The 22,192-nt window shown below is 65.8% G+C and carries 19 protein-coding genes and 1 riboswitch; of the genes, 4 read left to right on the top strand and 15 right to left on the bottom strand.

Annotated elements, in window-relative coordinates:
• Nucleotides 1-494: 494 nt before the first annotated feature.
• The 6 genes from AC1DN9_RS24355 to AC1DN9_RS24330 are packed head-to-tail and all read right to left on the bottom strand — an operon-like array spanning nucleotide 495 to nucleotide 7,511.
• Nucleotides 495-2,414, bottom strand: a complete 1,920-nt coding sequence (locus AC1DN9_RS24355) for an ABC transporter permease (protein WP_478104323.1) — start codon at nucleotides 2,412-2,414, stop codon at nucleotides 495-497.
• Nucleotides 2,415-2,432: 18 nt separating this feature from the next.
• Nucleotides 2,433-3,644 (bottom strand): ABC transporter substrate-binding protein, encoded by a 1,212-nt coding sequence (locus AC1DN9_RS24350; RefSeq protein ID WP_478104321.1) that lies wholly within the window; start codon nucleotides 3,642-3,644, stop codon nucleotides 2,433-2,435.
• A gap of 48 nt (nucleotides 3,645-3,692) precedes the next feature.
• Complete coding sequence (locus AC1DN9_RS24345; RefSeq protein ID WP_478104319.1) at nucleotides 3,693-4,277, bottom strand: amino acid synthesis family protein; 585 nt, start codon at nucleotides 4,275-4,277, stop codon at nucleotides 3,693-3,695.
• Nucleotides 4,278-4,314: 37 nt separating this feature from the next.
• Nucleotides 4,315-4,956, bottom strand: a complete 642-nt coding sequence (locus AC1DN9_RS24340) for an amino acid synthesis family protein (RefSeq protein ID WP_478104318.1) — start codon at nucleotides 4,954-4,956, stop codon at nucleotides 4,315-4,317.
• A gap of 21 nt (nucleotides 4,957-4,977) precedes the next feature.
• Nucleotides 4,978-5,901 carry a UPF0280 family protein gene (locus tag AC1DN9_RS24335; RefSeq protein WP_478104316.1) on the bottom strand — a complete coding sequence of 308 codons (924 nt, stop codon included), beginning with the start codon at nucleotides 5,899-5,901 and terminating at the stop codon, nucleotides 4,978-4,980.
• Nucleotides 5,902-5,903: 2 nt separating this feature from the next.
• Nucleotides 5,904-7,511: a 6-hydroxynicotinate reductase gene (locus AC1DN9_RS24330; protein WP_478104315.1), complete on the bottom strand. Its 1,608-nt coding sequence runs from the start codon at nucleotides 7,509-7,511 to the stop codon at nucleotides 5,904-5,906.
• A gap of 257 nt (nucleotides 7,512-7,768) precedes the next feature.
• Between AC1DN9_RS24330 and AC1DN9_RS24325 the strand changes: the two genes are divergently transcribed.
• From AC1DN9_RS24325 to AC1DN9_RS24315, 3 genes are read left to right on the top strand one after another with little or no spacing between them, the layout of a single operon-like run.
• Nucleotides 7,769-8,542 carry a ferredoxin--NADP reductase gene (locus tag AC1DN9_RS24325; protein ID WP_478104313.1) on the top strand — a complete coding sequence of 258 codons (774 nt, stop codon included), beginning with the start codon at nucleotides 7,769-7,771 and terminating at the stop codon, nucleotides 8,540-8,542.
• A gap of 13 nt (nucleotides 8,543-8,555) precedes the next feature.
• The gene (locus AC1DN9_RS24320; RefSeq protein WP_478104311.1) at nucleotides 8,556-9,314 is read left to right on the top strand and encodes a TetR/AcrR family transcriptional regulator; all 759 of its coding nucleotides are present in this window, start codon (nucleotides 8,556-8,558) and stop codon (nucleotides 9,312-9,314) included.
• Nucleotides 9,260-10,468, top strand: coding sequence for an amidohydrolase family protein (locus AC1DN9_RS24315; protein WP_478104307.1), 1,209 nt, complete (start codon nucleotides 9,260-9,262; stop codon nucleotides 10,466-10,468). Before AC1DN9_RS24320 ends, AC1DN9_RS24315 begins: the two co-directional genes overlap by 55 nt.
• Here AC1DN9_RS24315 and AC1DN9_RS24310 read toward each other — a convergent pair.
• The 5 genes from AC1DN9_RS24310 to AC1DN9_RS24290 form a co-directional block, all read right to left on the bottom strand.
• Nucleotides 10,461-10,844: a GtrA family protein gene (locus AC1DN9_RS24310; RefSeq protein WP_478104306.1), complete on the bottom strand. Its 384-nt coding sequence runs from the start codon at nucleotides 10,842-10,844 to the stop codon at nucleotides 10,461-10,463. The genes AC1DN9_RS24315 and AC1DN9_RS24310 overlap by 8 nt on opposite strands.
• A complete protein-coding gene (locus tag AC1DN9_RS24305) occupies nucleotides 10,841-11,803 on the bottom strand; it encodes a glycosyltransferase family 2 protein (protein WP_478104304.1) in 963 nt (320 codons plus the stop codon). Before AC1DN9_RS24305 ends, AC1DN9_RS24310 begins: the two co-directional genes overlap by 4 nt.
• Complete coding sequence (locus tag AC1DN9_RS24300; RefSeq protein ID WP_478104302.1) at nucleotides 11,787-13,559, bottom strand: ArnT family glycosyltransferase; 1,773 nt, start codon at nucleotides 13,557-13,559, stop codon at nucleotides 11,787-11,789. Before AC1DN9_RS24300 ends, AC1DN9_RS24305 begins: the two co-directional genes overlap by 17 nt.
• 289 nt (nucleotides 13,560-13,848) lie before the next feature.
• On the bottom strand, nucleotides 13,849-16,602 hold the full coding sequence (gene metH, locus AC1DN9_RS24295; RefSeq protein ID WP_478104300.1) for a methionine synthase: 2,754 nt from the start codon (nucleotides 16,600-16,602) through the stop codon (nucleotides 13,849-13,851).
• A gap of 22 nt (nucleotides 16,603-16,624) precedes the next feature.
• Nucleotides 16,625-16,720, bottom strand: a riboswitch (S-adenosyl-L-homocysteine riboswitch).
• A gap of 8 nt (nucleotides 16,721-16,728) precedes the next feature.
• The gene (locus AC1DN9_RS24290) at nucleotides 16,729-17,166 is read right to left on the bottom strand and encodes a PACE efflux transporter (protein WP_478104298.1); all 438 of its coding nucleotides are present in this window, start codon (nucleotides 17,164-17,166) and stop codon (nucleotides 16,729-16,731) included.
• Between the two features lie 97 nt (nucleotides 17,167-17,263).
• Here AC1DN9_RS24290 and AC1DN9_RS24285 point away from each other — a divergent pair, with 97 nt between their 5' ends.
• A complete protein-coding gene (locus tag AC1DN9_RS24285) occupies nucleotides 17,264-18,142 on the top strand; it encodes a LysR family transcriptional regulator (protein WP_478104296.1) in 879 nt (292 codons plus the stop codon).
• Nucleotides 18,143-18,146: 4 nt separating this feature from the next.
• Here the strand turns inward: AC1DN9_RS24285 and AC1DN9_RS24280 are convergent, their stop codons facing one another.
• The 4 genes from AC1DN9_RS24280 to hutG form a co-directional block, all read right to left on the bottom strand.
• Nucleotides 18,147-18,947 (bottom strand): SH3 domain-containing protein, encoded by an 801-nt coding sequence (locus AC1DN9_RS24280; protein ID WP_478104294.1) that lies wholly within the window; start codon nucleotides 18,945-18,947, stop codon nucleotides 18,147-18,149.
• A gap of 167 nt (nucleotides 18,948-19,114) precedes the next feature.
• Entirely contained in the window at nucleotides 19,115-20,158 is a 1,044-nt protein-coding gene (locus AC1DN9_RS24275; RefSeq protein WP_478104292.1) for a homocysteine S-methyltransferase family protein, read from the bottom strand.
• A 58-nt stretch (nucleotides 20,159-20,216) separates the two neighbouring features.
• Nucleotides 20,217-21,344, bottom strand: coding sequence for a histidinol-phosphate transaminase (locus AC1DN9_RS24270; RefSeq protein ID WP_478104290.1), 1,128 nt, complete (start codon nucleotides 21,342-21,344; stop codon nucleotides 20,217-20,219).
• A gap of 29 nt (nucleotides 21,345-21,373) precedes the next feature.
• Nucleotides 21,374-22,192: an N-formylglutamate deformylase gene (gene hutG / locus AC1DN9_RS24265; protein ID WP_478104288.1), complete on the bottom strand. Its 819-nt coding sequence runs from the start codon at nucleotides 22,190-22,192 to the stop codon at nucleotides 21,374-21,376.

The raw sequence follows: 22,192 nt of genomic DNA, 5'->3' as shown, positions 1-22,192 counted from the left end.
CACTGTGCGTGTCCCTGCGCTTCGCTTCGGGCAACCTGCGGTGCTCGCTTCAGGCGGGGTCCGCGTGAAACTCGCTTCGCTCAAACACACGCGGCCCTGATCCGCCTGAAGCTGCGCTCCTCGGCACGCACAGAGGGGACCCCAACACGAAGACCAATACCAAGGCAGAACGCGCCATGGCGCGTCCTTGTGTTTTTGGTTTGGCTGTTGGAATTCGGCAGGCCGAGCGAAGCGACGGCCCGAGCACTCCCTTCTGTGGGTGCTGAGGAGCGGAGCTTTTCGCGGATCAGGGCTGCGCGTGTTTGAGCGAAGCGAGTTTCGCGCGGACCCCGCGAAAAGTGAGCACCGCAAGTTGCCCGTAGCGAAGCGAAGGGACGCCCACAGCAGGGTCGCCTTTTCTTTGCTTACTTTCTTTTGGCGAAGCAAAAGAAAGTAAGTCGCCCGCCGGGGCGAGACCCGGCCCCCACCCTCCCCAAAATCAACACCCCAAAGCATCACGCCTCAGCCCCCTTCTCAAACCCCGCCGCCTCACCCACATGACGCTTCCGATCAAACAGCTGCTTGGCAAACCCCGCGATCCCCTGCGGAAACAGCAACACAAGCAACAGAATGATCCCCCCCAACATCGCCCGCCAGTAGTCGGTATTCCGCGCAACAGTGTCATGCAGCCAAGTGAAGGTAACGGCCCCCACGATAGGCCCCGCCAGCGTCTGAATCCCCCCAAGCAGCACCATCACCAACCCATCAACCGACTTCCCGACACTGAGCGATTCCGGCGAAATGCTCCCTTTGGAAAAGGCGTAGAGCGCCCCCGCCAACCCCGCAGCAGTCCCCGCAATCACGAACGCTGCCCATTGCATCCGCTTGACATCAATCCCGATCGCATCAGCCCGCAAGGCCGAATCACGCCCCGCTCGCAACGCATAGCCGAACGGCGAATAGAGCACGCGCCGCAGCCACAGCACCCCAAGCCCCACCAGCAGCAGTGTCAACCAGTAATAGGCATTCTTGTTGGACAGCCATGCCGAAGGCCACACACCGGTCAGCCCATTGCTCCCGCCAGTGAAGCTGTCCCACTGGTAGGTAATGGCCCAAGTGATCTGCGCAAAAGCCAGGGTCAGCATCGCCAGATAAACACCCGACAAGCGCACAGCAAACCACCCATAGACAAAAGCACCCGCCGCCGCAACCAACGGCGCAACGATCAGCGCCAATTCCATCGGCATCCCGCTCGAGCGCACCAGCAACGCAGCCCCATAGGCACCAAGCCCGAAGTACGCCGCGTGCCCAAAGGAATGCATCCCCGCCGGCCCCATGATGAAGTGCAGGCTGGTCGCGAACAGCGCGGCGATCATGAGATCGATCATCAACACCGTCGTGTACGGCGAATCCGCCGTCAGGAACGGCACCACCGCCAGCACAAGACCAAACACCGCCGCTGCAGTCAGATAGACCTTGCCAGGCCGGCGCAGCGGTTCCTCCTGCATGCCGACATAGCGGCTCGGCGCCTGCGGTTTTCCGAACAGCCCCCACGGCCGCCACACCAGCACGACGGCCATCACGAGAAAGTCCACCACCAGCGTGAGCTTCGAGAACGAGATGCTGAGCCCGAAGACATCGACCACCCCGAGCCAGATGCAGATCGCCTTGATCTCCGCGATGAGCAACGCTGCCGCATAGGCGCCGGGAATCGAACCCATGCCGCCCACCACCACGACGACGAAAGCGGCGCCGATGGTGTTCAGGTCCATTTCGAGCGTCGCCGGTTCGCGCGGCAACTGCAGCGCACCGCCGAGGCCCGCCAGCAATGCGCCGAGCGCGAACACCGCCGTGAAGAGCCACGCCTGGTTGACGCCAAGCGCACTGACCATCTCGCGGTCCTGCGTCGCAGCGCGCACCAGCGTGCCGAAGCGCGTGCGCGTGAGCAGCATCCAGACGAGGCCCAGCACCACCGGACCGACGACGATCAGGAACAGGTCATAGGTCGGAAACTGGCGCCCGAGAATCTCGACCGATCCGGAAAGCCCTGGCGCACGTGGCCCGAGCAACTCGTCCGGCCCCCAGAGCCACAGCACCGCATCCTTGATCACCAGCACCAGCGCGAAGGTCGCCAGCAGCTGGAAGAGTTCGGGCGCCTTGTAGATGCGGCGCAGCAGCACCACTTCGATCAACGCACCCAGCACCCCGACCGCCACCGCCGCAAGAACGAGCGCAGGCCAGAACCCCGCCCCCGTCCCCAGCCGGTCGACCAGCGTGTAGGCGATGTAGATGCCCACCATGAAGAATGAGCCATGCGCGAAATTCACGATCCGCGTGACGCCGAAGATCAGCGACAGGCCCGCCGCCACGAGAAACAGCGATGACGCGCTCGCCAGGCCGTTGAGCAGCTGGACGATGAAACCTGAAAAGCTCATGGCTCGCCTGTCCCGACGTCAGTCCGCAGCGCGCGACTTCTTGATCTCCGCAGGCGAAGGCTGGTACTTCGCATCGGCGCCGTCGAGGTATACGTAGTCGACCATCACCCCCTTGCCGCCGTCGTTCTTGGTGCGGCCCACGAAGGCGCCCATGGTCGACTGGTTGTCTTCAGCGCGATAAGTGATCTTGCCGAAGGGCGTATCGACCGGCAGCCCCTTGAAGGCTGCGACCAGCTTCTCGGTGTCGGTGGACTTGGCCTTGGCGATGCCTGCGGCGGCCGACTTGATCATGCTGTAGCCCACCACCGAGCCGAGCCGCGGATAGTCCTTGTACTTGGCCTGGTAAGCCTGTTCGAAGGCCTTGTGCGCCGGCGTCGTGATGCCGTACCACGGATAGCCCGTGACGATCCAGCCATTGGGCGCCTCGTCCTTCAGCGGGTCCATGTACTCGGGCTCGCCGGTCAGCACGCTCACCACCTCGCGGTCCTTGAACAGGCCACGTGTGTTGCCTTCGCGCACGAACTTCGACAGGTCGGCTCCGAAGAGCACATTGAAGATCGCGTCGGGCTTGGCATCGGCCAGCGCCTGCACCACGCTGCCGGCATCGACCTTGCCCAGCGGCGTGGCCTGTTCGGCGACGAACTCCACGTCCGGCTGGGCGGCCTTCATCAACTGCTTGAACGCGGCGACTGCCGACTGGCCGTATTCGTAGTTGGGGTACACCACCGCCCAGCGCTTCTTCTTGAGCTTGGCGGCTTCGGGCACCAGCATCGCGGCCTGCATGTAGGTCCCGGGGCGCAGTCGCACGGTGTACTGGTTGCCGCCCTGCCAGGTGAGCTTGTCCGTGAGCGGTTCACCGGCCAGGAAGAAGACCTTCTTCTGCTTGGCGAAGTCGGCGACCGCGAGGCCGGTATTCGACAGGAAGGTGCCGGCAATCAAGTCGACCTTGTCCCGCGACACCAACTCCTCGGCGACGCGCACGGCGTCGCCCGGGTTGGCGTTGTCGTCGCGGCTGATGAGCTCCAGCTTCTTGCCGTTGACACCACCGGCAGCGTTGATCTCGTCGATCGCCAGTTCCATGCCCTTCTTGTAGGGCTCGAGGAAGGCGGGCTGTGCCTTGTAGCTGTTGATCTCGCCGATCTTGATCACGCCCTGCGCATGCGCGGGAACGAGTGCAGTGAACAGCGTGGCGACGGCGGCTGCCGTGAAGGCAAAGCGCAGTTGATTCATCGAGAGCTCCTTGGGGTCGAAAAAAATGGAATGACGTGGCGAAGGGCTTCAACGGAGACCGTCTTCACCTTTGATCTCGGAAACCTGCAACCCGCCGATGCGTGGCAGCGGGCGGCCGCTGTCGGTCACGGCAACGGCGACGACGATCTCGTTGGCGCGCGGCGCATCCGACACGCGCGCCTCGACGGCGTCGAAGTGGCTGCGAACGAAGGCCGCATCCTTGTGCCCCAACGGCACATCGATGGCGGTACCGAGCGTGCCGCGCTTCTTGGCGGAAGGCACCAGCGCAGCGCCCTTCTCGACCGCGGTGCGCAGCGGTGCACCGAGCTTGGGATGCAGGATCGCCGCCGCATGTTCGAGCTCGCCGGCCTCGCCGACGATGGCCGCCTTGCCGTAGCTCTGCGCCTTGCCTGGCTCGATGCCCAACGCCGCCACGGCTTTCTGGCCGAGCAGCGCACCGAGTTCCTCGCCGATGGCGATCAGTTCATCGAGCGACTCGCTGTAGCGGCCGGCATACGGGTTCTCGATCACCGCGATGGCGACGGCGCGCCGTGTCGGCGGCTCGATGGTCTGTCCCATTTCCTTGCGGGTTTCGTCCACTTGAACGACAAGCTTGCGGATGTTGGCACTCATGGGTTTTCTTCCTTGTCTCTGGAGTCGAATGGTGCGCTCAGCGCAGGCCATCCCATTTACTGATGTCTTCGGCGCGCAGGCCGCCGACGCGATCGTGAATGCGGTAGCCCGTGGTCATCGCGAGGATGAAGACGATCTCCTCGGCCGCCGGCGCACCGGGCACGCGCACTTCAATCGCGTCGAACTGGCCGCGCACGTAGCTTGCGTTGATGTTGGTGAGCGGCACGTCGAGCGTCGCGCCGGGCGGCCCGACTTTCTTGGTCGACGGAACGATCGACAGCGCATTGCCGGGCTGGCCTGTCTTCTCCTCGGCCTTGCCCTGGCGATAGGCATCGCGATCGCCCTTCCATCCGAGTAGCTCGCGCATGGCATAGCCGCCTGGCACGTGCCACAAGGCGCCGTGTTCGAGTTCGCCGGCGGCGCCGACGATTGCGCCCTTGCCGTAGGTGGCGATGCGCTCGACAGGCACGTCCATCGCCGCGCGCAGGCGGTGCGCCATGTCGACCCCCACCGGATCGAGCAGTTTCATCATCGGCAGGATGTCGGGCTCGAAGCGGCCCGCAAAGGGATTGGTCAGCACCGCGGCGATCGCGCCACGCACCAGCGGCGTTGCGGCGCGCGGCCCGAACTCGTGGTGAATGTGCTCGACCTGGGTGAAGACACGACGTATATCGATCATGAAAAGTAGTCCTGCTTTTCGTTAAGCAAATACTGAACCAACTGCATCGTCCGCGATGCCGCCGCCGAGCTGCGGCGGAGCGATCGAAGCCTGTGAGCTTAAGGGTTGTACCGCGCACCATTGCCCCTGACAAACGAGCACTGCCGAGCTGACGAGACCCAGGCGCTGCAGCGCCTCGGCGCGCGCGGCGCCCGCATCCAGTGCGCGGCGCACCTGCGCGGGCGGCAGCGTCTCGACGTTTGTCGTCACCGGGATGTCGCCGAGGTCGCTGTCATCCTTGCACATGCTCGCCGGCTTGCGATGAATGCCCGGGTCTTCGACGTCGACCGCATTGGCGATCACCGTTGCCGCCGCATCGGCCTCGGCCGCGGTCGCGGCAAGCACGGTCACGCTGTCGGCAATGCCGAGCGAAAAACTTCGTCCGCGCCAACCGCTGGTGGCGACGCCGCGCACCGGCATGGCGGCGGTGACTTCGAACTGGCCGTCGGTCGTGAGCGGGCCCGCGTCTCGCAGGTCGAATCGGGCGAGATCGGCGAACAGCCCCACGCGCACGGAATGGCCTTCCGCGAGATGCAATGCGATGTCGCCGCCGTTGTTGATCCACGCGCGCTCGATGCCGGAACGCTGATAGCAGCCGATGAGCTCCTGCGCCACCGAGCCGGCCACGGCAGCCATGGGCGTGATGAAGCCTTCACGGAACGGCGCGCACGCCTGCCACATGCGTCGTGCAATGACGCCGCGTAGCGCGCAGTCGGTCCCTACGGGCTGACGCAGCAAGGGCAGTTCGGCCACCAGCTCGTCGAGCACGCTGCCGAAGCGCCGCCATGCGAGCTCGTGCGCCACGGCAACCTCGACCGGGTCTCCATGCGCCTCGGCCACGATGTCGATCGGGCCGTGGTTGAGGTGCCAGCGGCCGCCGTCGAGCGCGGTGCGTTGGGCCGACATGGCTACCCGAGCATGGGAGGTTGACCCAATGGCCACGGGTTGGCCGCGTCCACGCGCAGCCACCGGCGCGACAGCGGCGCACCGTCTTCCTGCCAGGCACCGCGTGCAAGCGCCTGTTCAAGCGTGAAAACATGCTCCATGTGACCGCCGAGCGCGGCGTAGTCCTCTCGCCGCATGCTGAACTCGATGGGCGCGACGATGGCCGGCGTGGGCACGGTGCCGAAACTGTTGTCGGGCATGCGCAGCACATCGGCCATCACCGTGATGCCGCCGCCCGGCCACACATAGGCCGGCGCACCGCCGCAGGTCACGTTGACCAGCGCGCGCTTGATCGCGCGGGTGAGCAGCACCGGGTTCTCCGTCACGCCTGCACGCAAGCTGCCGCCGGCGCCGCCGAGGAACAGCACGCTGCACAGCGAGGGCTCACAGTTCTCGCCGATGCGCTCGACGATGCGGCGCACCTCGGCCGGCATCTGCTGCTCGACGGGCCTCAGCGCATCGTCGAGCACATACCACTGCGCGTGCTCTCCGGTCGTCGAGGTCATCAGCAGACGCAGGCCCGGCCGCGCCACGCCCTCTTCCCATCCTTCGATGATGGACAGCGGATCGTCGATGTCGGTACCGCCCCAGCCGTTGCCGGGATTCGCGACCTGGAAATAGCGTCCGGGCGTCGATTTGCGCCCACGCATCTGGATGCCCGAAGCCGGCATGTCAAGGCAGCGGCCGGCCTGGTGCTCGGTCAGCACGCCGGTGATGTGGTCGTCGACCACCACCACTTCATCGGCATGGCCGAAGAGTTGCCGCGCGAAGATGCCGATGGCCGCCGAGCCGCAGCCCACGCGCATGCGCTGTTCCTCGATGCCGTTGACGATCGGTGCCTTGCCCGCCTGGACCACCATGCTGGCGCCGCCGTCGATCACGCATTCCACCGGCTTCTTGTTGCCGAGCCGTTGCATCAGCTCGGCCGTCATGCGGCCTTCCTTCTTGCTGCCGCCTGTGAGGTGATGCACGCCGCCGAGCGACAGCATCTGCGAGCCGTATTCCGCGGTGGTGACATGGCCCACCACTTCGCCGCGGTAACGCACATTGGCCTGCTCGGCGCCGAGGAAGCGGTCGGTATCGATCTTCACCTTGAAGCTGCAGTAGCTGAAGATGCCTTCGGTCACGACCGTCACCATGTCGACGCCCTGCGCCTTGGAAGCGACGATAAAAGGCGCAGGCTTGTAGTCGGGGTAGGTGGTGGACGAACCGACGCCGGTCACGAAAACCTCGTCGGAAAGGAGGAGATCGCCGTTCCAGTCGGGGTCGGCCTTCTCCGTCTCGGCGTCCGCGCCGTCCCTGGCGAACGGAACGAGCACGGGCGATTCGGTGGCCAATTCGCGACGCAACAGCACGACCGGATCGACACGCACCAGCACGCCGTCCTTGTTGGCATAGCGATCGCACGCGCCCGTGCGGCCGTCCGAGATCTGGCACAGCACCGGGCAGGCGTTGCATTCCACCTTGCTGGTGCTCATGCGCTCGTTGCGCAGGGGCGAGCGGCCCAGGGCCTCGGGCATCACCGGCACGTCCATGCCGGGCAATCCGTCTGTCTTCGTGTGTTCGGTCATCGCGGGCAATCGGTTCGTAGGGTCTTGTCAGGGTCTCTTCGATGGAAGGTCGTCGGGTGTGCAACATCTGTGCCGGGAACCCGCTTGTGCCGGAAGGGACGTTTGTGTAGCATTCCCTACACTTTCATGTGGCAATCACTACATTAACGAGAATCAATGTAGCAAACAGGCCCGATGCTTGCAATGGTGTTTTCGTGGGCGTCCTTCACCGACAATCGGGGGATCCCCTTTTTCGTTCATAACCATTCCTGACCCTTATGAGTGCATTCAGCGAAGAACGTGTGTTGAGCGTCCACCACTGGACCGACCGCCTGTTCACCTTCACCACCACGCGCGATCCGGCCCTGCGTTTCTCGAACGGCCATTTCACGATGATCGGCCTGAAGGTCAACAACAAGCCTCTGCTGCGCGCCTACAGCATCGTGAGCCCCAACTACGAGGAGCACCTGGAGTTCCTCAGCATCAAGGTCGAGGAAGGCCCCCTGACCTCGAAGCTCCAGCACATCCAGGTGGGCGACACCATCATCGTGGGCCGCAAGCCCACCGGCACGCTGCTGATCGACTACACCCTGCCGGGCAAGCGCCTCTACCTGTTCGGTACTGGCACAGGCCTGGCACCGTTCATGAGCATCATCCGGGACCCGGACACCTATGAGAAGTTCGAGCAGGTCGTCCTGGTGCACGGCGTGCGCCAGATCGACGAGCTGGCCTATCACGACCTCGTGACCGACCACCTGCCAAGGCATGAATTCCTCGGCGAAATGGTCGAGAAGCAGCTGCTCTACTACCCGACCGTGACGCGCGAGGAGTTCCGCAACATGGGCCGCATCACGGAGCTGATCGAGACCAACAAGCTCACCGACGACCTGGGCCTTCCGCCACTCAACCCTGCGGAAGATCGAGTGATGCTGTGCGGCAGCCCGGGCCTGTTGGTCGACCTCAAGCACATCCTCGAGGGCCGCGGGTTCAAGGAAGGCAACACCTCGACCCCGGGCGACTTCGTCGTTGAGCGCGCCTTCGCTGAAAAATGACAACCCCCCGGCGATGACCGAGCGGAAGGCATCAGCAGGCAAGCCCCAGCGCCGCACCGGCGTGCGCGAGGCGGCGGCGCAGGCCACGCGCGAGAGCATCCTGCGCGCGGCGACCAAGGTATTCGCGAAGTACGGCTACGACGGCGGCAGCGTCGAGAAGATCTCGAAGGCCGCGAAGTCGTACGACCGGATGATCTACTACTACTTCGGCAGCAAGGAAGGCCTGTTCATCGCGGTGCTCGAAGGCATCTATCGGCGCATGGACGATGCCGAGGCCGCGCTCGATCTCGATGCATCGCGGCCGGTCGAGTCGCTCACGGCAGTGATCCGCTTCGTGCTCGGCTACTACCGCCGCAATCCCGACTTCGTCACGCTGCTCAACACCGAGAACCTGCACAAGGGGCGGCACATCGCGAAGTCGCTGCGGGCGCGCGAGTATTCGTCGCGGGCCATCGCGATCATCCGGGAGATCGTCGCCAGCGGCGTCGAACAGGGCCTGTTTCGCGCCGACGTGGCTGCGCGCGATCTCTACCTCCTGATCGCATCGACAGGCTATTTCTACACGTCGAACCGGCACACGCTGACCGCATTCCTCGGCGAGCCGCTGGAGACGCCGGAAGCCGTCACGCATTGGGAGAACTTCGTGATCGAGACGGTGCTTCGTGCCGTCGACATTGGAAGTCCCGATGAAGAATCCACATCTCACGAGGTAAAGACATGGCAGAAGTCGCCGCCGCCGCAAAGTCGGGCAAGGTCGTCATCCGGAACATAGGGCTGCTGCTCTCGGGCGATATCGACAAGCCCATTCTCGACGCCGACACCATCGTGGTGAACGACGGCCTGATCGTCGCGGTCGGCAAGGAAAAGGACTGCGACCTCGAAGGCGCGCAGACCGTCATCGACGCCAAGAAGACCTGCGTGGCGCCGGGCCTGATCGACAGCCACGTACACCCTGTCTTCGGCGACTGGACCCCGCGCCAGAGCCAGCTTGGATGGATCGAATCGACGATGAACGGTGGCGTGACGACGATGATCTCCGCCGGCGAAGTGCACTTGCCCGGCCGTCCGAAGGACATCGTCGGCGTGAAAGCGCTGGCCATCACCGCGCAGCGCGCCTTCGACAACTTCCGTCCCGGCGGCGTGAAGGTGCTGGCCGGCGCGCCGGTGATCGAGAAAGGCATGGTCGAGAGCGACTTCAAGGAAATGGCCGAAGCCGGCGTCGGGCTGCTCGGCGAGGTCGGCCTGGGCTCGGTCAAGGCCGGCTACGAGGCGAAGGAGATGGTGGCCTGGGCGCGCAAATACGGCATTCAGAGCACCATCCACACGGGCGGGCCGTCGATCCCCGGGTCGGGTCTGATCGACAAGGACGTGGTGCTCGAAGCCGATGCCGACGTCATCGGCCACATCAACGGCGGGCACACTTCGCTGCCCGAGGCGCATGTGTGCGAGCTGTGCGAGAAGTCGTCGCGCGCGATCGAAATCGTGCATAACGGCAACGAGCGGGTCGCCATCGCGGCGGCGAAGGCAGCGCTCGATCTCAAGTGCCCGCACCGCATCATCCTGGGCACCGATGGACCGGCCGGTTCGGGCGTTCAGCCGCTGGGCATCCTGCGCATGGTCTCGATGCTGTCGTCGCTCGCGAACATTCCGGCCGAACTGGTCTTCTGTTTCGCGACCGGCAACACGGCGCGCATCCGCAAGCTCAACTGCGGGCTGATCGAAGTCGGCCGCGCCGCGGATTTCGTCTTCATGGACCGCGCGCAGCACACCGCCGGCAAGACGCTGCTCGAAAGCGTTCAGCTGGGCGACATTCCGGGTGTCGGGATGGTGATGATCGATGGACTCGTGCGATGCGGTCGCAGCCGGAACACGCCACCAGCCACCGAGATCCCAGTGGTCGTCCAGCTCGCCGCCCGCCCTACTTGAACACCAGGTGACGGGCCGACAGGAAGTTCACCGCGAGGCCCGCGCAGCTCCCGATCGCGACGCCGAGCGCCGGCGCCAGCGGGCCGCCGACCCAATGCAGCGTCAGCACATAGGCCGAGTAGTTGACCAGCGCGCCGCCAATCATGGTCAGCAGGTAGTGCGCGTATTCGCGCAGGATCGATCCACCTGAACGTCGTTCCCTGAAGGTGAAGTGTCGGTTGAGCGCCCAGGTCGCGGTTGCAGCGGCGATGAAAGAGACCACCCGCGCGCCATACCACCCGACGTACGGCGCGAGCAGGTACAGCACCCCGACATCGACGCCGAAGCCGATCGCGCCGACGACCGCGAACGACAGAAATTCCTTGCCGACTTTCATGGCTCCGCGCGGTGCCGCACCCCCGGGATCGCGAGATAACACAGCCGCTTGGCCTCCTGTCGCCCGATGGTCACGGTGTGCAGAACCACGCCGCACACGAAAGACAGCATCGCCACCAGCATGGTGCCGGTCACCAACACGGCGGTCGGCAGGCGTGGGACCAGCCCGGTCTCGAAATAAGTGACGACCAGCGGCTCCGCGAGCACCACCGACAACAAGACCAGAAACGCTGCAACGCCGCTGAAGAACAACAGCGGTCGCTCGCTCACGAACAGTTTCCAGATGGTTTTCAGGATGCGCCAGCCGTCGCGGTAGGTCGAGAGCTTGCTCTCCGACCCCTCGGGCCGCGAGCGATAAAGCACGGGCACTTCCGCGAAGGGCATGCGAAGTTCCAGCGCGTGGACGGTCAATTCGGTCTCGATCTCGAAGCCCTTCGACACCGCCGGGAAGGACTTGGCATAGCGCCTGGAGAACACGCGGTAGCCCGAGAGCATGTCCGTCAGGTGCCCGCCGAAGAGCGCCGCGACGGCGCCGGTCAGCAGCCGGTTGCCGAAGCGGTGGCCGCGCCGGTAGGTCTGCACGTCCGCGCCGTCGTCGACCCGCGAGCCGACCACCATGTCGAGGTTGCCCTCCACCAGCATGCCGATGAGCTGGCGCACCTCGCGCACGTCGTAGGTGGCGTCGCCGTCGACCATCACGTAGACGTCCGCCTCGACATCCGCGAACATGCGGCGCGCCACGTTGCCCTTGCCCCGCAGCGCCACGTGCGTCACCGACGCGCCCTGGTCCCGGGCGACCGCGGCGGTGTCGTCGGTGGAGTTGTTGTCGAAGACGTGGATCTCGGCCTCCGGCAACGCCGCGCGGAATTCCGCAATGACTTGCGCGATCGCCAACGCCTCGTTGAAGCATGGGATGACGGCGGCGATGCGCAAGGGGCGGTGTTCAGGGTTTGCGGTCATGCTTGTAATCGAGGATCCGATAGGCCTTGGCATTGTCCTTTTCGTACATCAAGGCGAAATGTTCGTGGAACCCGGGCTGCGCTTCCAGGACCGGCACGGTCCCGGAAGCCACGGCCATGGCCTCGAACCCCAGGTCGGCGAGCTTGCGCGCGTATTCCGCTGGCGGAAGCAGGAGGAAGTCCGTATACCGCCAAGGCCCGAGCGCATCGCCCCATACCGGGCTGGGTCCGTAGTATGTCGCCTCGCTGAGCGCGACCTGGTAGACGCGGCCGGTCGCGTGTTCGCGCAGGTATTTCATGACCTCATACCCCGGAACCCGGCCACGCAGGAAGGCTTCGCGCTGCGCGGGCGTGGCCGCCACCATCGCCGCCTTCACACGGGTCAGGTGGAGTATCACGCCGACGCCCGCGGCCAGAAGGATCACCGCGAACCACCGCCCCGCGCGATCGAGCCCGCCGCTGCGGTCGCTTTCGGGCATGGCCCGGCGCAGGCGCCCGGCGATCGCGCTGAAGATCGTCTGCCAGCCCACGGCAGCGGTCAGCGCCAGCAACGGGAAGGCCGCCGTCAGATAGCGCGGGTAGCGCGAGGTCAGGCTCCAGACGAACAGCGAATAGGCGCAGAACACCAGCGCCGCGCGCACAGCGGGCGAGCGCTTCCAGTAGGAACTGAAGGGAACGGCCAGCACGGCCCAGATGAACCCGTTCGGCAGGGAGGAATGGTCGCGCACGTCCTGTAGCTGGACCCGGTAGTCCTGCGCATTCCAGTTGGTGAAGCCGAACACGCGGGCGCCGATCGGATTGAACGGATCGCCGGTCTGGATGGCGTTGCGCGCATACCAGTACACGCACGGGATCAAAAAGCACAGCAGCGCCAGCGCGAGCACGCGCGGACGGCGCTCGTGCCAGAGCACGAACAGCCCAAGCAGCGGCAGCACTGTCAGCGCCTGGTACTTGGAGCCGGCCGCGACGCCGAGGAAGAAGGCCGCCAGCGCGAGCCAGCGTGCACTGCGTGGCGGCGTTGACTCGCGCCACCACCACAGGGCCGCGCAAGCCGCGAGCACGAAGAGCGCCACGCTCATGTCGATCAGCGCGCTGGTGTAGTCGCCCATCCCCAGCCAGATCGCCGCGCCCACGCAGGCGACCACACGGTTGACGTGCATCACGCCCAGGCGATAGATGATCAACACCGACGTCCAGCCCGCGAGCGCACTGAGGAAGTGCGGAAACACGTCGTCGCCGACGAGCAGCGCGCCGGCATAGAGAAGGTTGTAGTTGTACGGAAACCAGGGGTAGCGGAGCCACTCGTAGATGCCCAGCGCCCCGCTCTCCGCGACTTCGCGGGCATAGGGCATGTGGTACATCAGCTCGTCGAAGACGGCCGGCGGCGCGAGCGGTGCCATCAGCGTCGGCACCGCGACCAGTGCGATGACGACCAGACCCAGCTTCTCGAGCCAGGACAGCTGCGCCGACACTTCGCGCCCTCGCACCTGCCGCAGCCAGGCGGCCACCTGCAGGATCACCGCGACGAGGCCGACCGCGACCGAAGCCACGACGACGCCGGCCGTGAACTGGCGCGCGATGGCGAACGCCTGGAAGATGCAAACGAAGATCCCGATGCCCGCCGTGATGGCCATGGCCGTCTCGAGCCAGACATCCCGGCGCGCCGGCGCGCCGAGCCGCACCAGCAGTGCTCGTCCGAAACCCCAGCAGGCGGCGGCAAAGACCGCCAATGCCGCATAGTGCGCGGCGGCAAACATGATCAAGAGTCTCCCCCCCAGGCTGCGCGCACTTCGTGTCGCTTCGGCAGCCCCCGAACGGGTGCGTTGCGCGCACCCCCCAAATGCCCCAAACCGTCGGCCGGCGCAGCCAGGCCCGTTCGTGAAACACCGTGGAACCGGCTTCGCCGGGCCGCTGGTGTTGCCCCCGGTAGGGGGTTGGCGGCTACACGGAGTGAGCAAGCCTGGGGGCGAGCAACATCCTCCCGGGCCGCCGGTGTTGCCCCCTGGAAGGGGGTGGAGAGCGACACGAAGTGCGCGAGCTTGGGGGTCATCCTAGATTTGGCGCCAACAGCCGCTCGAGATCCGCTTCGCTTTCGTCGCGACGCGCGGCCTGATCCTGCAACTGGTCGTGCCCGATCTTCCCGACGTTGAAATACGTCGAATCGGGATGGCTCAGATAGAAGCCGCTCACGCTGGCGGCGGGCATCATGGCGAGGCTTTCCGTCAGGGTCATGCCAATGTCCGCGCAGTTCAACAGATCGAACATCGGCCGCTTGACGCTGTGGTCGGGGCAGGCCGGATAGCCCGGCGCGGGGCGGATGCCGCGGTACTTTTCGGCGATCATGGCTTCGTTGGTCAAGGCCTCTTCGGGCGCGTAGCCCCAGAGGTCGGTGCGCACTCGGTGATGCAGCGCCTCGGCGAAGGCTTCTGCGAGCCGGTCGGCCAGCGCCTTGAGCATGATGGCCGAGTAGTCGTCGAGGTCGTCGGTGAAGTACTTCTCCTTCTTCTCGACGCCGAGGCCCGACGTGACCGCGAACATGCCCACGTAATCCGCGAGGCCGCTCTCGCGCGGCGCGACGAAATCGGCGAGGCAGCGGCTGGGCCGAGTCACCCCGTCGATCACGTGCTTCTCGGTCTGCTGGCGCATGCCCCACCAGGTGAGCGCTGCCTCGCTGCGAGACTCGTCCGTGTAGAGCACGATGTCGTCGTCGTTCACCGTGTTGGCCGGCCAGAAGCCAATCACGCCGCTCGCCGTGAGCCAGCGGCCTTCGATCAGGCGCTTGAGCATGCGCTGGCCGTCGGCGTACACGCGCACGGCCTCGGTGCCGACGATCTCGTCTTTCAGGATCGCCGGGAAAGGCCCCGCCAGATCCCAGGTCTGGAAGAAGGGGCCCCAGTCGATGTACTTGGCAAGTTCGGTGAGATCGAAGTTCCGGAACACGCGGCGGCCGATGAACTTCGGCACCGGCGGCACATAGCCGGACCAGTCGATCGGCGTCTTGTTGGCGCGCGCCTTCGCGAGCGGCCAGAGCGGCACCTGCTTCTTGTTGGCGTGCAGTTGCCGCACCTTGTCGTAATCGGCGTTGATCTCGTCGATGTAGTTCGCCGCCTGCTCGGACAGCAGCGACTGCGCCACGCTCACACTGCGCGAGGCATCGGGCACGTAGACGACCGGGCCTTCGTAGTGCGGCGCGATCTTGACCGCCGTGTGCACGCGGCTGGTGGTCGCGCCGCCGATCAGCAAAGGAATCTTCCGGATGCGGAAATGCTCGTCCTTCTGCATCTCGCCGGCGACGTACTGCATCTCTTCCAGGCTCGGCGTGATGAGGCCCGACAGCCCGACGATGTCCGCGCCCTCGACCTTCGCGCGAGCCAGGATCTCGTGGCACGGGACCATCACGCCCATGTTCACCACTTCGAAGTTGTTGCACTGGAGCACGACGGTGACGATGTTCTTGCCGATGTCGTGCACGTCGCCCTTGACGGTGGCGATGACGATCTTGCCCTTGGTCCGCACGTCGCGGCCCGCGGCCTCGTCCTGACGCTTTTCTTCCTCGATGTAGGGAATGAGGTGCGCCACCGCCGACTTCATCACGCGGGCCGACTTCACCACCTGCGGCAGGAACATCTTGCCCTGGCCGAACAGGTCGCCCACGATGTTCATGCCGTCCATCAGCGGGCCTTCGATCACGTGCAGCGGCCGGCCGCCCTTGGCGAGGATCTGCTGGTAGGCCTCCTCGGTGTCCTCGACGATGAAGTCGGTGATGCCGTGCACCATCGCGTGCGACAGCCGCTGGTTGACATGCACCGGGTGCTCCGGCGTGCCGCGCCATTCGAGCTTCTTGCTCTCGTCCTTGGCACCGCTCTTCGCGGTCTCGGCGACTTCAACGAGGCGCTCCCCGGCATCGGGCCGGCGGTTCAACACGACGTCCTCGACGCGCTCGCGCAGTTCGGGCTCCAGGTCGTCGTAGACGCCGACCATGCCGGCGTTGACGATGCCCATGTCCATGCCGGCCTTGATCGCGTGGTACAGGAACACGGTGTGGATCGCTTCGCGCACCGGGTCGTTGCCGCGGAAGCTGAAGCTCACGTTCGAGACGCCGCCCGACACCTTCGCACCCGCCAGGTTCTCCTTGATCCAGCGCGTGGCGTTGATGAAATCGACGGCGTAGTTGTTGTGCTCCTCGATGCCCGTGGCGATCGCGAAGATGTTCGGGTCGAAGATGATGTCCTCGGGCGGGAAATCGATCTCATCGACCAGGATGCGGTAGGCGCGTTCGCAAATCTCGATCTTGCGTTCGTAGGTATCGGCCTGGCCCTTTTCGTCGAAGGCCATGACGACCGCCGCCGCGCCGTAGCGACGCAGCAGCCGCGCATGGTGGCGGAACTGGTCCTCGCCTTCTTTCATGCTGATCGAGTTCACGATGCCTTTGCCCTGGATGCAGCGCAGGCCGGCCTCGATGACTTCCCACTTGGAACTGTCGACCATGATGGGCACGCGCGCGATGTCGGGCTCGCTGGCGATCAGGTTCAGGAAGCGCACCATCGCGGCCTTGCTGTCGAGCATGGCCTCGTCCATGTTGATGTCGATGACCTGCGCGCCGTTCTCGACCTGCTGGCGCGCGACGGCCAGGGCGTCCTCGAACTGCCCATTCAGGATCATCCGCGCGAAGGCCTTCGAGCCGGTGACGTTGGTGCGCTCGCCGATATTGACGAACAAGGCGCCCTCGCCGATCTGCACCGGCTCGAGGCCGGACAGCTTCATCGGGGGGACGAGGACTGGAGAGGAATCGGAAGACATGGGCTCACCTGCGGGCAATGGAATCAGGCGAGCGTCGTTGCAATCCATGGGATGGAAGCCCAAGCCTGACGCGGCCGTCTCGAAGCCAGACGGCGGCGCTGCAACGCTCCTTGGGAGCCGCGGATTTTACGCCGGCTGCGCGACAGTGGCGGCCGATGCGGGCAGGCCGAAGAGCGCGTCGAAGGCCCAGTTGAAGACGAAGGTGTAGACCAGGAAGAACACGACCAGTCCGAGGTCCATCACCAGCGCATCCCACAGGCTGACGTCCAGCCACCAGGCGAAGATCGGCACGAGGAAGGCGACCAGCCCGCCCTCGAACCCGATCGCGTGGGCGATCCGGCGCTTCAGGCTGCGGCCGCGCACGGCCTGGCGGGATTCCCAGCGCTCGAACAAGGCGTTGAAGCTCAAGTTCCACAGCACGGCGATGACCGAGGCAATCACGGCCAGAACCCCGGAGTGCCCCAGCCCCTGACCCGACATCAGCGCCAACCCGGCGCTTGCCGCCACGATGGCGATGCCTTCGTAGAGCGAGATGTAGACGACGCGACGCTTGAGCCCTTGCATGAAATCAATCCCGTTTGGTTGGTGATGGATGGACTTTATGTGTCACCGGCTGATATATAAAGTCATCTTCTTTCATATTTATTGATAGATTGGGCGCATGAGCTTTTCCAGCGACAACGTGGAGGTGTTCCTCGCCGTCCTCGACCACGGCTCCTTTTCGGCCGCCGCCCGGACGCTGGGAAGGGTTCCGTCCGCCGTCAGCATGACGATCGCGAACCTCGAAGCCGAACTCGATCTCCAGCTCTTCGACCGCAGCGGCCGTGAACCCCAGCCGACAGCGGCTGCGCGCTCGCTGGAACCGCAGGCGCGATTGCTCGCTGCCCAGCTCAGGCAGCTCCAGGTGCAAGCGCTGGCGCTGACGCAGGGGCTGGAGAGCCGACTGACGCTCGCGATCGCGCCTGAGTTGCTTGCGGCGCCCTGGAGCGGACCGTTGGCCGCACTGGCGAATGAATTTCCGCTGCTGGAGGTCGAGGTGCTGGCCGCGCCCCAGGCTGACGCGCTGAGCCTGCTGCACAGCGGTCGGGCCCAACTGGCGTTGGTCTTCGAGCGCCCGAGCCTCGACGGCCGGGAGGGCTTTCAGGAAGTGGCGAGCGACACCATGGTGGCCGTCATGGCGCCCGACCATCCCGTGCTGACCGCCGCCGGTGGCCGGTTGGGCGCGGAGCACCTGACGACGACGCGGCAGATCGTGGTCGCCGGGCGCGATCTCGCGAGCAGCGATCCGCGCTTCGTGTTCGCGCGACACGTCTGGCGCACCGACAACGCGCTCGCGGCGCTGAGCCTGATCACGGCCGGCCTCGGGTGGGGCTGGCTGCCGCGCAATTTCGCTCGACCGCATGTGGCAGCGGGTGCGGTGGTCGAGATCCCTTTCGAGAATCTGTCGAACGGACTGGACCTGTGGGTGGACGTCGTCTGGTCGCGGGAGCGACCGCTGGGGCTTGGCGCGCAGCGCTTTGTCGCGTTGATGAAGCGTTAGTCGCCTATTGGTGGTCGCCGCGGCCGCGGTCGTGGCCTTGGCCGCCCTGGTTGCCGCCGTGGCCGTGATTTCGTCCTTGGTCGCCGCCGCCATGGCCCTGGCCGTGATTGCCCTGCCCGTCGCCGCGCGGCTGCCCCGGTGGCCGGCCGCCGGACTGTTGGAAGCCGCCTCCAGGAGGCGGTGGGCGAACGCCAGGGGGCGGTCCGGGCGGCCTGTGGCCCGGATCATGTGGCGGGCGGATGCCTGCCGGCGGCAGCGGCCGGATTGCGGACACAGGCGGACGGATCCCCGCCGGGGGCGGGCGATATCCATGGTGCGGACCGTAGCCCGGCCAGGGATTGGGGCGCCAGGCCGGGACCGGCGGCGGTAGCGGGCGCCAGCCCGGAACCGGCGGCGGCGGTGGTCGGCCACCCCACCAGCGCGGCTGCCCGTACCAGGGGCGGTCGCGGTAGTAGTCGCCCCAGTAGCTTCCGATGGCGAAGGTCACGATGGGCACGCCGATAACCGCGCCATACGTGGCCAGCGGCACGCGTTGTTCCTGGTAGGCATAGTCGAGGCTGCCCGCGTAGGCCCATCCGCGAAGCCCGTCCGGCAGCACGACGTCGCACCATCCGTAGCCGCTGGTGCAGCCCATCACCTGGACCGGCTGGCCTGGTGCCAAGGTCGCCACCATTGGATAGGTGCTCGAGGGTCCGGCGCGGAGATTGACAGCGCCCCGCGTGAAGGCGTCCTGCGCGGCCGCAGCCAGCGGAAGCGCCAGGGCGATGGTGCCGATGCCGATCCATCGCCGAGTCGTTTTTTGCATAGGGGAGTTCCTTTTCTTCTGCAGGTCAGATTAGGTGCGCCGCGAAGTCGCTGTCAATCGGCCATCGCCTCTCCAAGACAACGGCAAAGCGCGCGATGCCGTGCACCGTGCCTACGTTTGGAGAGTTTCTTCACCTCGGCTTCACAAGCAGCCGAGGCCCGACGCGCTCAAGCCGCTTCGCGATAGCCGCCGCGATGCAGCGCCCGGCCGGCGATCGGCGCCACCGCCTGCCCGATGGCCGCGATGTGCTCGGGCGTGGTGCCGCAGCAGCCGCCCACGATGTTGACCAGCCCTTCGGCCGCGAACTCGTGCAGCAGGCGCGAAGTGACGTCAGGCGTTTCGTCGAAGCCCGTCTCACTCATCGGATTGGGCAGGCCGGCATTGGGATAGCAGCTGATGAAGGTGTCGTCCGCAACGCGTGCCAATTCCTGGATGTAGGGCCGCATCAATGCCGCGCCCAACGCACAGTTGAGGCCGATGGCCAACGGCCGCGCATGGCGCACGCTATGCCAGAAGGCGGTCACTGTCTGGCCGCTGAGGATGCGGCCGGACGCGTCGGTCACGGTGCCGCTGATGATCAGCGGAAGCCGCTCGCCGCTGGCCTCGAAATACTCGTTGACCGCGAACAGCGCGGCCTTGGCGTTGAGCGTGTCGAAGATGGTCTCGACCAGCAGCACGTCGGCGCCGCCCTCGACCAGGGCCTCGGCCTGCTCGTAGTAGGACTCGCGCAGCTCCTCGAAGCTCACGTTTCGCGCGCCGGGATCGTTCACGTCAGGACTGATGCTCGCGGTCTTGGGCGTCGGGCCGAGGGCGCCGGCCACGAAGCGCGGCTTGTCCGGCGTGCTGAACTTGTCGCAGGCCGCGCGGGCGAGCTTTGCGGATTCGAGGTTCATCTCGCGAGCGAGATCGGCCATCTTGTAGTCCTCCTGCGCGATGCGGGTCGCGCCGAAGGTGTTGGTCTCGATCAGGTCGGCGCCGGCCGCCAGATAGCCTTCGTGAATGTCGCGGATCACATCGGGCCGCGTCAGCGAGAGCAACTCGTTGTTGCCCTTGACGTCGCGCGGGAAGTCCTTGAACCGTTCGCCCCGGTACTGTTCTTCCGTCAGCTTGAAGCGCTGGATCATCGTGCCCATCGCGCCGTCCAGGATGGCGATGCGTTGGCTCAGGATGTCGGGCAGTTGCTGCGCGCGGGTGTAGGCGATGGGCTTCATGGGACCGATTGTAGGAAGCGCTTTCCTCCCCGCGCCAGTGGCGGGTCTTGGCTGCTGCCTAGCTGGCGAGGATTTCGCCCAGCGCGTGCAGGAAATGCGCGTTGTCGTCGGCGCTGCCGATCGAGACACGGATGAAGGTCTCGAAACCCGGCTCCTTCCATGGCTTGACGATGATCCCGCGCGCCAGAAGTGCCTCGTTGACCGGACCGTTCGGCCGCGCCAGGTCGATGAACAGGAAGTTGGCCGCAGATGGCGCGATGCGCAGTCCGGGCACGTTCATCGCACGCAGTTGCCGCACGAGCACCTTGCGCTGCTTGACCGTCGCCTCGACGGCGTTCGCCATGAAGGCCTCGTCGCCCCAGGCGGCCAGCGCGGCAGCCTGTGCGGCCTCGTTGACGTTGAAGGGCGTGCGCACACGATCCAGCCACTGGATGAGCGAAGCATCCGACGCTATGCCGTAACCCACGCGCAGCCCCGCCAGGCCCCACGCCTTCGAGAAGGTGCGCAGCACGATCCACGGACGCTGCTGCGCACGCAGCGCGGCCAGTGCATCGGGAAAGCCTTGCGCGAGCCGTGCGTATTCGTAGTAGGCCTCGTCGATCACCAGCAGCGTGCCCGCCGGCGTGGCGGACAGCAGTTGCTCGAACGCCTGTGCATCGAACATGCAGCCAACCGGGTTCGATGGATTGGCGAGCATCGCGATCTTCGGCCCCTGCGCAAGGGCTTCGCACCATGCATCGAGGTCGAATTCGAGCGAAGGCGTGAGCGCAAGCAACTCGACCTGAGCACCCATCATGCGCGGGTAGATCTCGTGCAGGCCGAAGGCGGGCCGCTGCGTGAGCACGCGGTCGCCGGGTGAAATGAAGGCCTGGCAGAGCATCTGCAGGATCGATTCGGAGCCATTGCCGATCACGATCTCTTCCGCGCGTGCGCCGGTGCGTTCGGCGATGGCCGCTCGCAATGCCGTGCAGTTCGCATCAGGGTACGTCCCCACTCGGAGCGCCAAGTCCGCCAGTGCACGTGCAACCGCGGGGCTCGCGCCGAAGGGGTTCTCGTTGCTCGCGAGGCGCGCGATGCGATCGACACCATAGCGCGAACGCACGGCCTCCGACGACAGGCCCGCGTTGTAAGGCGGGAGCGTGGGTACCTCGGGGCGCACGAGTTCGCGGATGACGGATGCGTTCATTGAAGACCTTGCCGGGATTCAGAAGATGACTAGCGCTGCCGCGCTTCGACGAAATCAAGCACCGCAGCCAACATGCGTCGCACGTGCGGTTTCACGAGCGCCGCGCGTTCGGGCAGGTAGTCGAAGGGCAGCGTCTCCTGCATGTAGCTGCACTGCGTCATTTCGAGCTGCACGGCGTGTACGCCCTGCGCAGGTTGCCCATGATGTCGCGTGATGTAGCCGCCGGTGAAGCGGCCGTTCAGCACGCTCGTGAAGCCCGGCGCCTGCTTGGCGATCCCCAGCAGCGTCTCGGCCAGCGCGGGATCGCAACTCGCACCCTGCGCGGTGCCGAGATTGAGGTCGGGCAGCTTGCCTTCGAAGAAACGCGGCAGCACGGAGCGGATCGAATGCGCGTCCCACAGCGCGGCGATGCCGTGCTGTTCCTTGATGCGCGCGAGTTCGTCGGCGAGCTGCCGGTGGTAGGGCTGCCAGATGGCCTCGCGCCGCTCGGCGATCTCGGCGTCGTCTGGGACATCGCCGGCGGGATAGAGCGGCGTGTCGTCGAAGGTGTCGACCGGGCACAAGCCGGTGACGCTCTGCCCCGGATAGAGGCTCGCACCGTCGGGCGGACGGTTGAGGTCCACCACATAGCGCGAGTGCGTGGCGACGAGCACCGAAGCGCCGAGGTCGTCGGCGAAGTCGTAGAGACGTTCCAGATGCCAGTCCGTGTCGGGCACTTGGCGCGCCTCGTCGCTCAGGCGCGCAGCGATGCGCGTCGGCACGTGTGTGCCGACGTGCGGCATCGAGATCAGCAGCGGACGCGTGCCGCGCCGGAAGCGGAAGGGAGGCTCGGTGGTGGTGAAAGGCAT

This window comes from Variovorax sp. 05L425 (genome assembly GCF_056397705.1).
Note: the sequence above shows the minus strand (reverse complement) of the source record. Positions and strands in the feature narration are given on the sequence as shown.

Excerpts from the sequence above, each read along its gene's own strand:
- AC1DN9_RS24270 (WP_478104290.1), bottom strand. The coding sequence starts at position 21,344 with ATGAACGCATCCGTCATCCGCGAACTCGTGCGCCCCGAGGTACCCACG.
- AC1DN9_RS24275 (WP_478104292.1), bottom strand. The coding sequence starts at position 20,158 with ATGAAGCCCATCGCCTACACCCGCGCGCAGCAACTGCCCGACATCCTG.
- AC1DN9_RS24345 (WP_478104319.1), bottom strand. The coding sequence starts at position 4,277 with ATGAGTGCCAACATCCGCAAGCTTGTCGTTCAAGTGGACGAAACCCGC.
- AC1DN9_RS24310 (WP_478104306.1), bottom strand. The coding sequence starts at position 10,844 with ATGAAAGTCGGCAAGGAATTTCTGTCGTTCGCGGTCGTCGGCGCGATC.
- AC1DN9_RS24280 (WP_478104294.1), bottom strand. The coding sequence starts at position 18,947 with ATGCAAAAAACGACTCGGCGATGGATCGGCATCGGCACCATCGCCCTG.
- AC1DN9_RS24340 (WP_478104318.1), bottom strand. The coding sequence starts at position 4,956 with ATGATCGATATACGTCGTGTCTTCACCCAGGTCGAGCACATTCACCAC.
- AC1DN9_RS24315 (WP_478104307.1), top strand. The coding sequence starts at position 9,260 with ATGGCAGAAGTCGCCGCCGCCGCAAAGTCGGGCAAGGTCGTCATCCGG.
- AC1DN9_RS24330 (WP_478104315.1), bottom strand. The coding sequence starts at position 7,511 with ATGACCGAACACACGAAGACAGACGGATTGCCCGGCATGGACGTGCCG.
- AC1DN9_RS24320 (WP_478104311.1), top strand. The coding sequence starts at position 8,556 with ATGACCGAGCGGAAGGCATCAGCAGGCAAGCCCCAGCGCCGCACCGGC.
- AC1DN9_RS24305 (WP_478104304.1), bottom strand. The coding sequence starts at position 11,803 with ATGACCGCAAACCCTGAACACCGCCCCTTGCGCATCGCCGCCGTCATC.
- AC1DN9_RS24335 (WP_478104316.1), bottom strand. The coding sequence starts at position 5,901 with ATGTCGGCCCAACGCACCGCGCTCGACGGCGGCCGCTGGCACCTCAAC.
- AC1DN9_RS24355 (WP_478104323.1), bottom strand. The coding sequence starts at position 2,414 with ATGAGCTTTTCAGGTTTCATCGTCCAGCTGCTCAACGGCCTGGCGAGC.
- hutG (WP_478104288.1), bottom strand. The coding sequence starts at position 22,192 with ATGCCTTTCACCACCACCGAGCCTCCCTTCCGCTTCCGGCGCGGCACG.
- AC1DN9_RS24325 (WP_478104313.1), top strand. The coding sequence starts at position 7,769 with ATGAGTGCATTCAGCGAAGAACGTGTGTTGAGCGTCCACCACTGGACC.
- AC1DN9_RS24350 (WP_478104321.1), bottom strand. The coding sequence starts at position 3,644 with ATGAATCAACTGCGCTTTGCCTTCACGGCAGCCGCCGTCGCCACGCTG.
- AC1DN9_RS24285 (WP_478104296.1), top strand. The coding sequence starts at position 17,264 with ATGAGCTTTTCCAGCGACAACGTGGAGGTGTTCCTCGCCGTCCTCGAC.
- AC1DN9_RS24290 (WP_478104298.1), bottom strand. The coding sequence starts at position 17,166 with ATGCAAGGGCTCAAGCGTCGCGTCGTCTACATCTCGCTCTACGAAGGC.
- metH (WP_478104300.1), bottom strand. The coding sequence starts at position 16,602 with ATGTCTTCCGATTCCTCTCCAGTCCTCGTCCCCCCGATGAAGCTGTCC.
- AC1DN9_RS24300 (WP_478104302.1), bottom strand. The coding sequence starts at position 13,559 with ATGTTTGCCGCCGCGCACTATGCGGCATTGGCGGTCTTTGCCGCCGCC.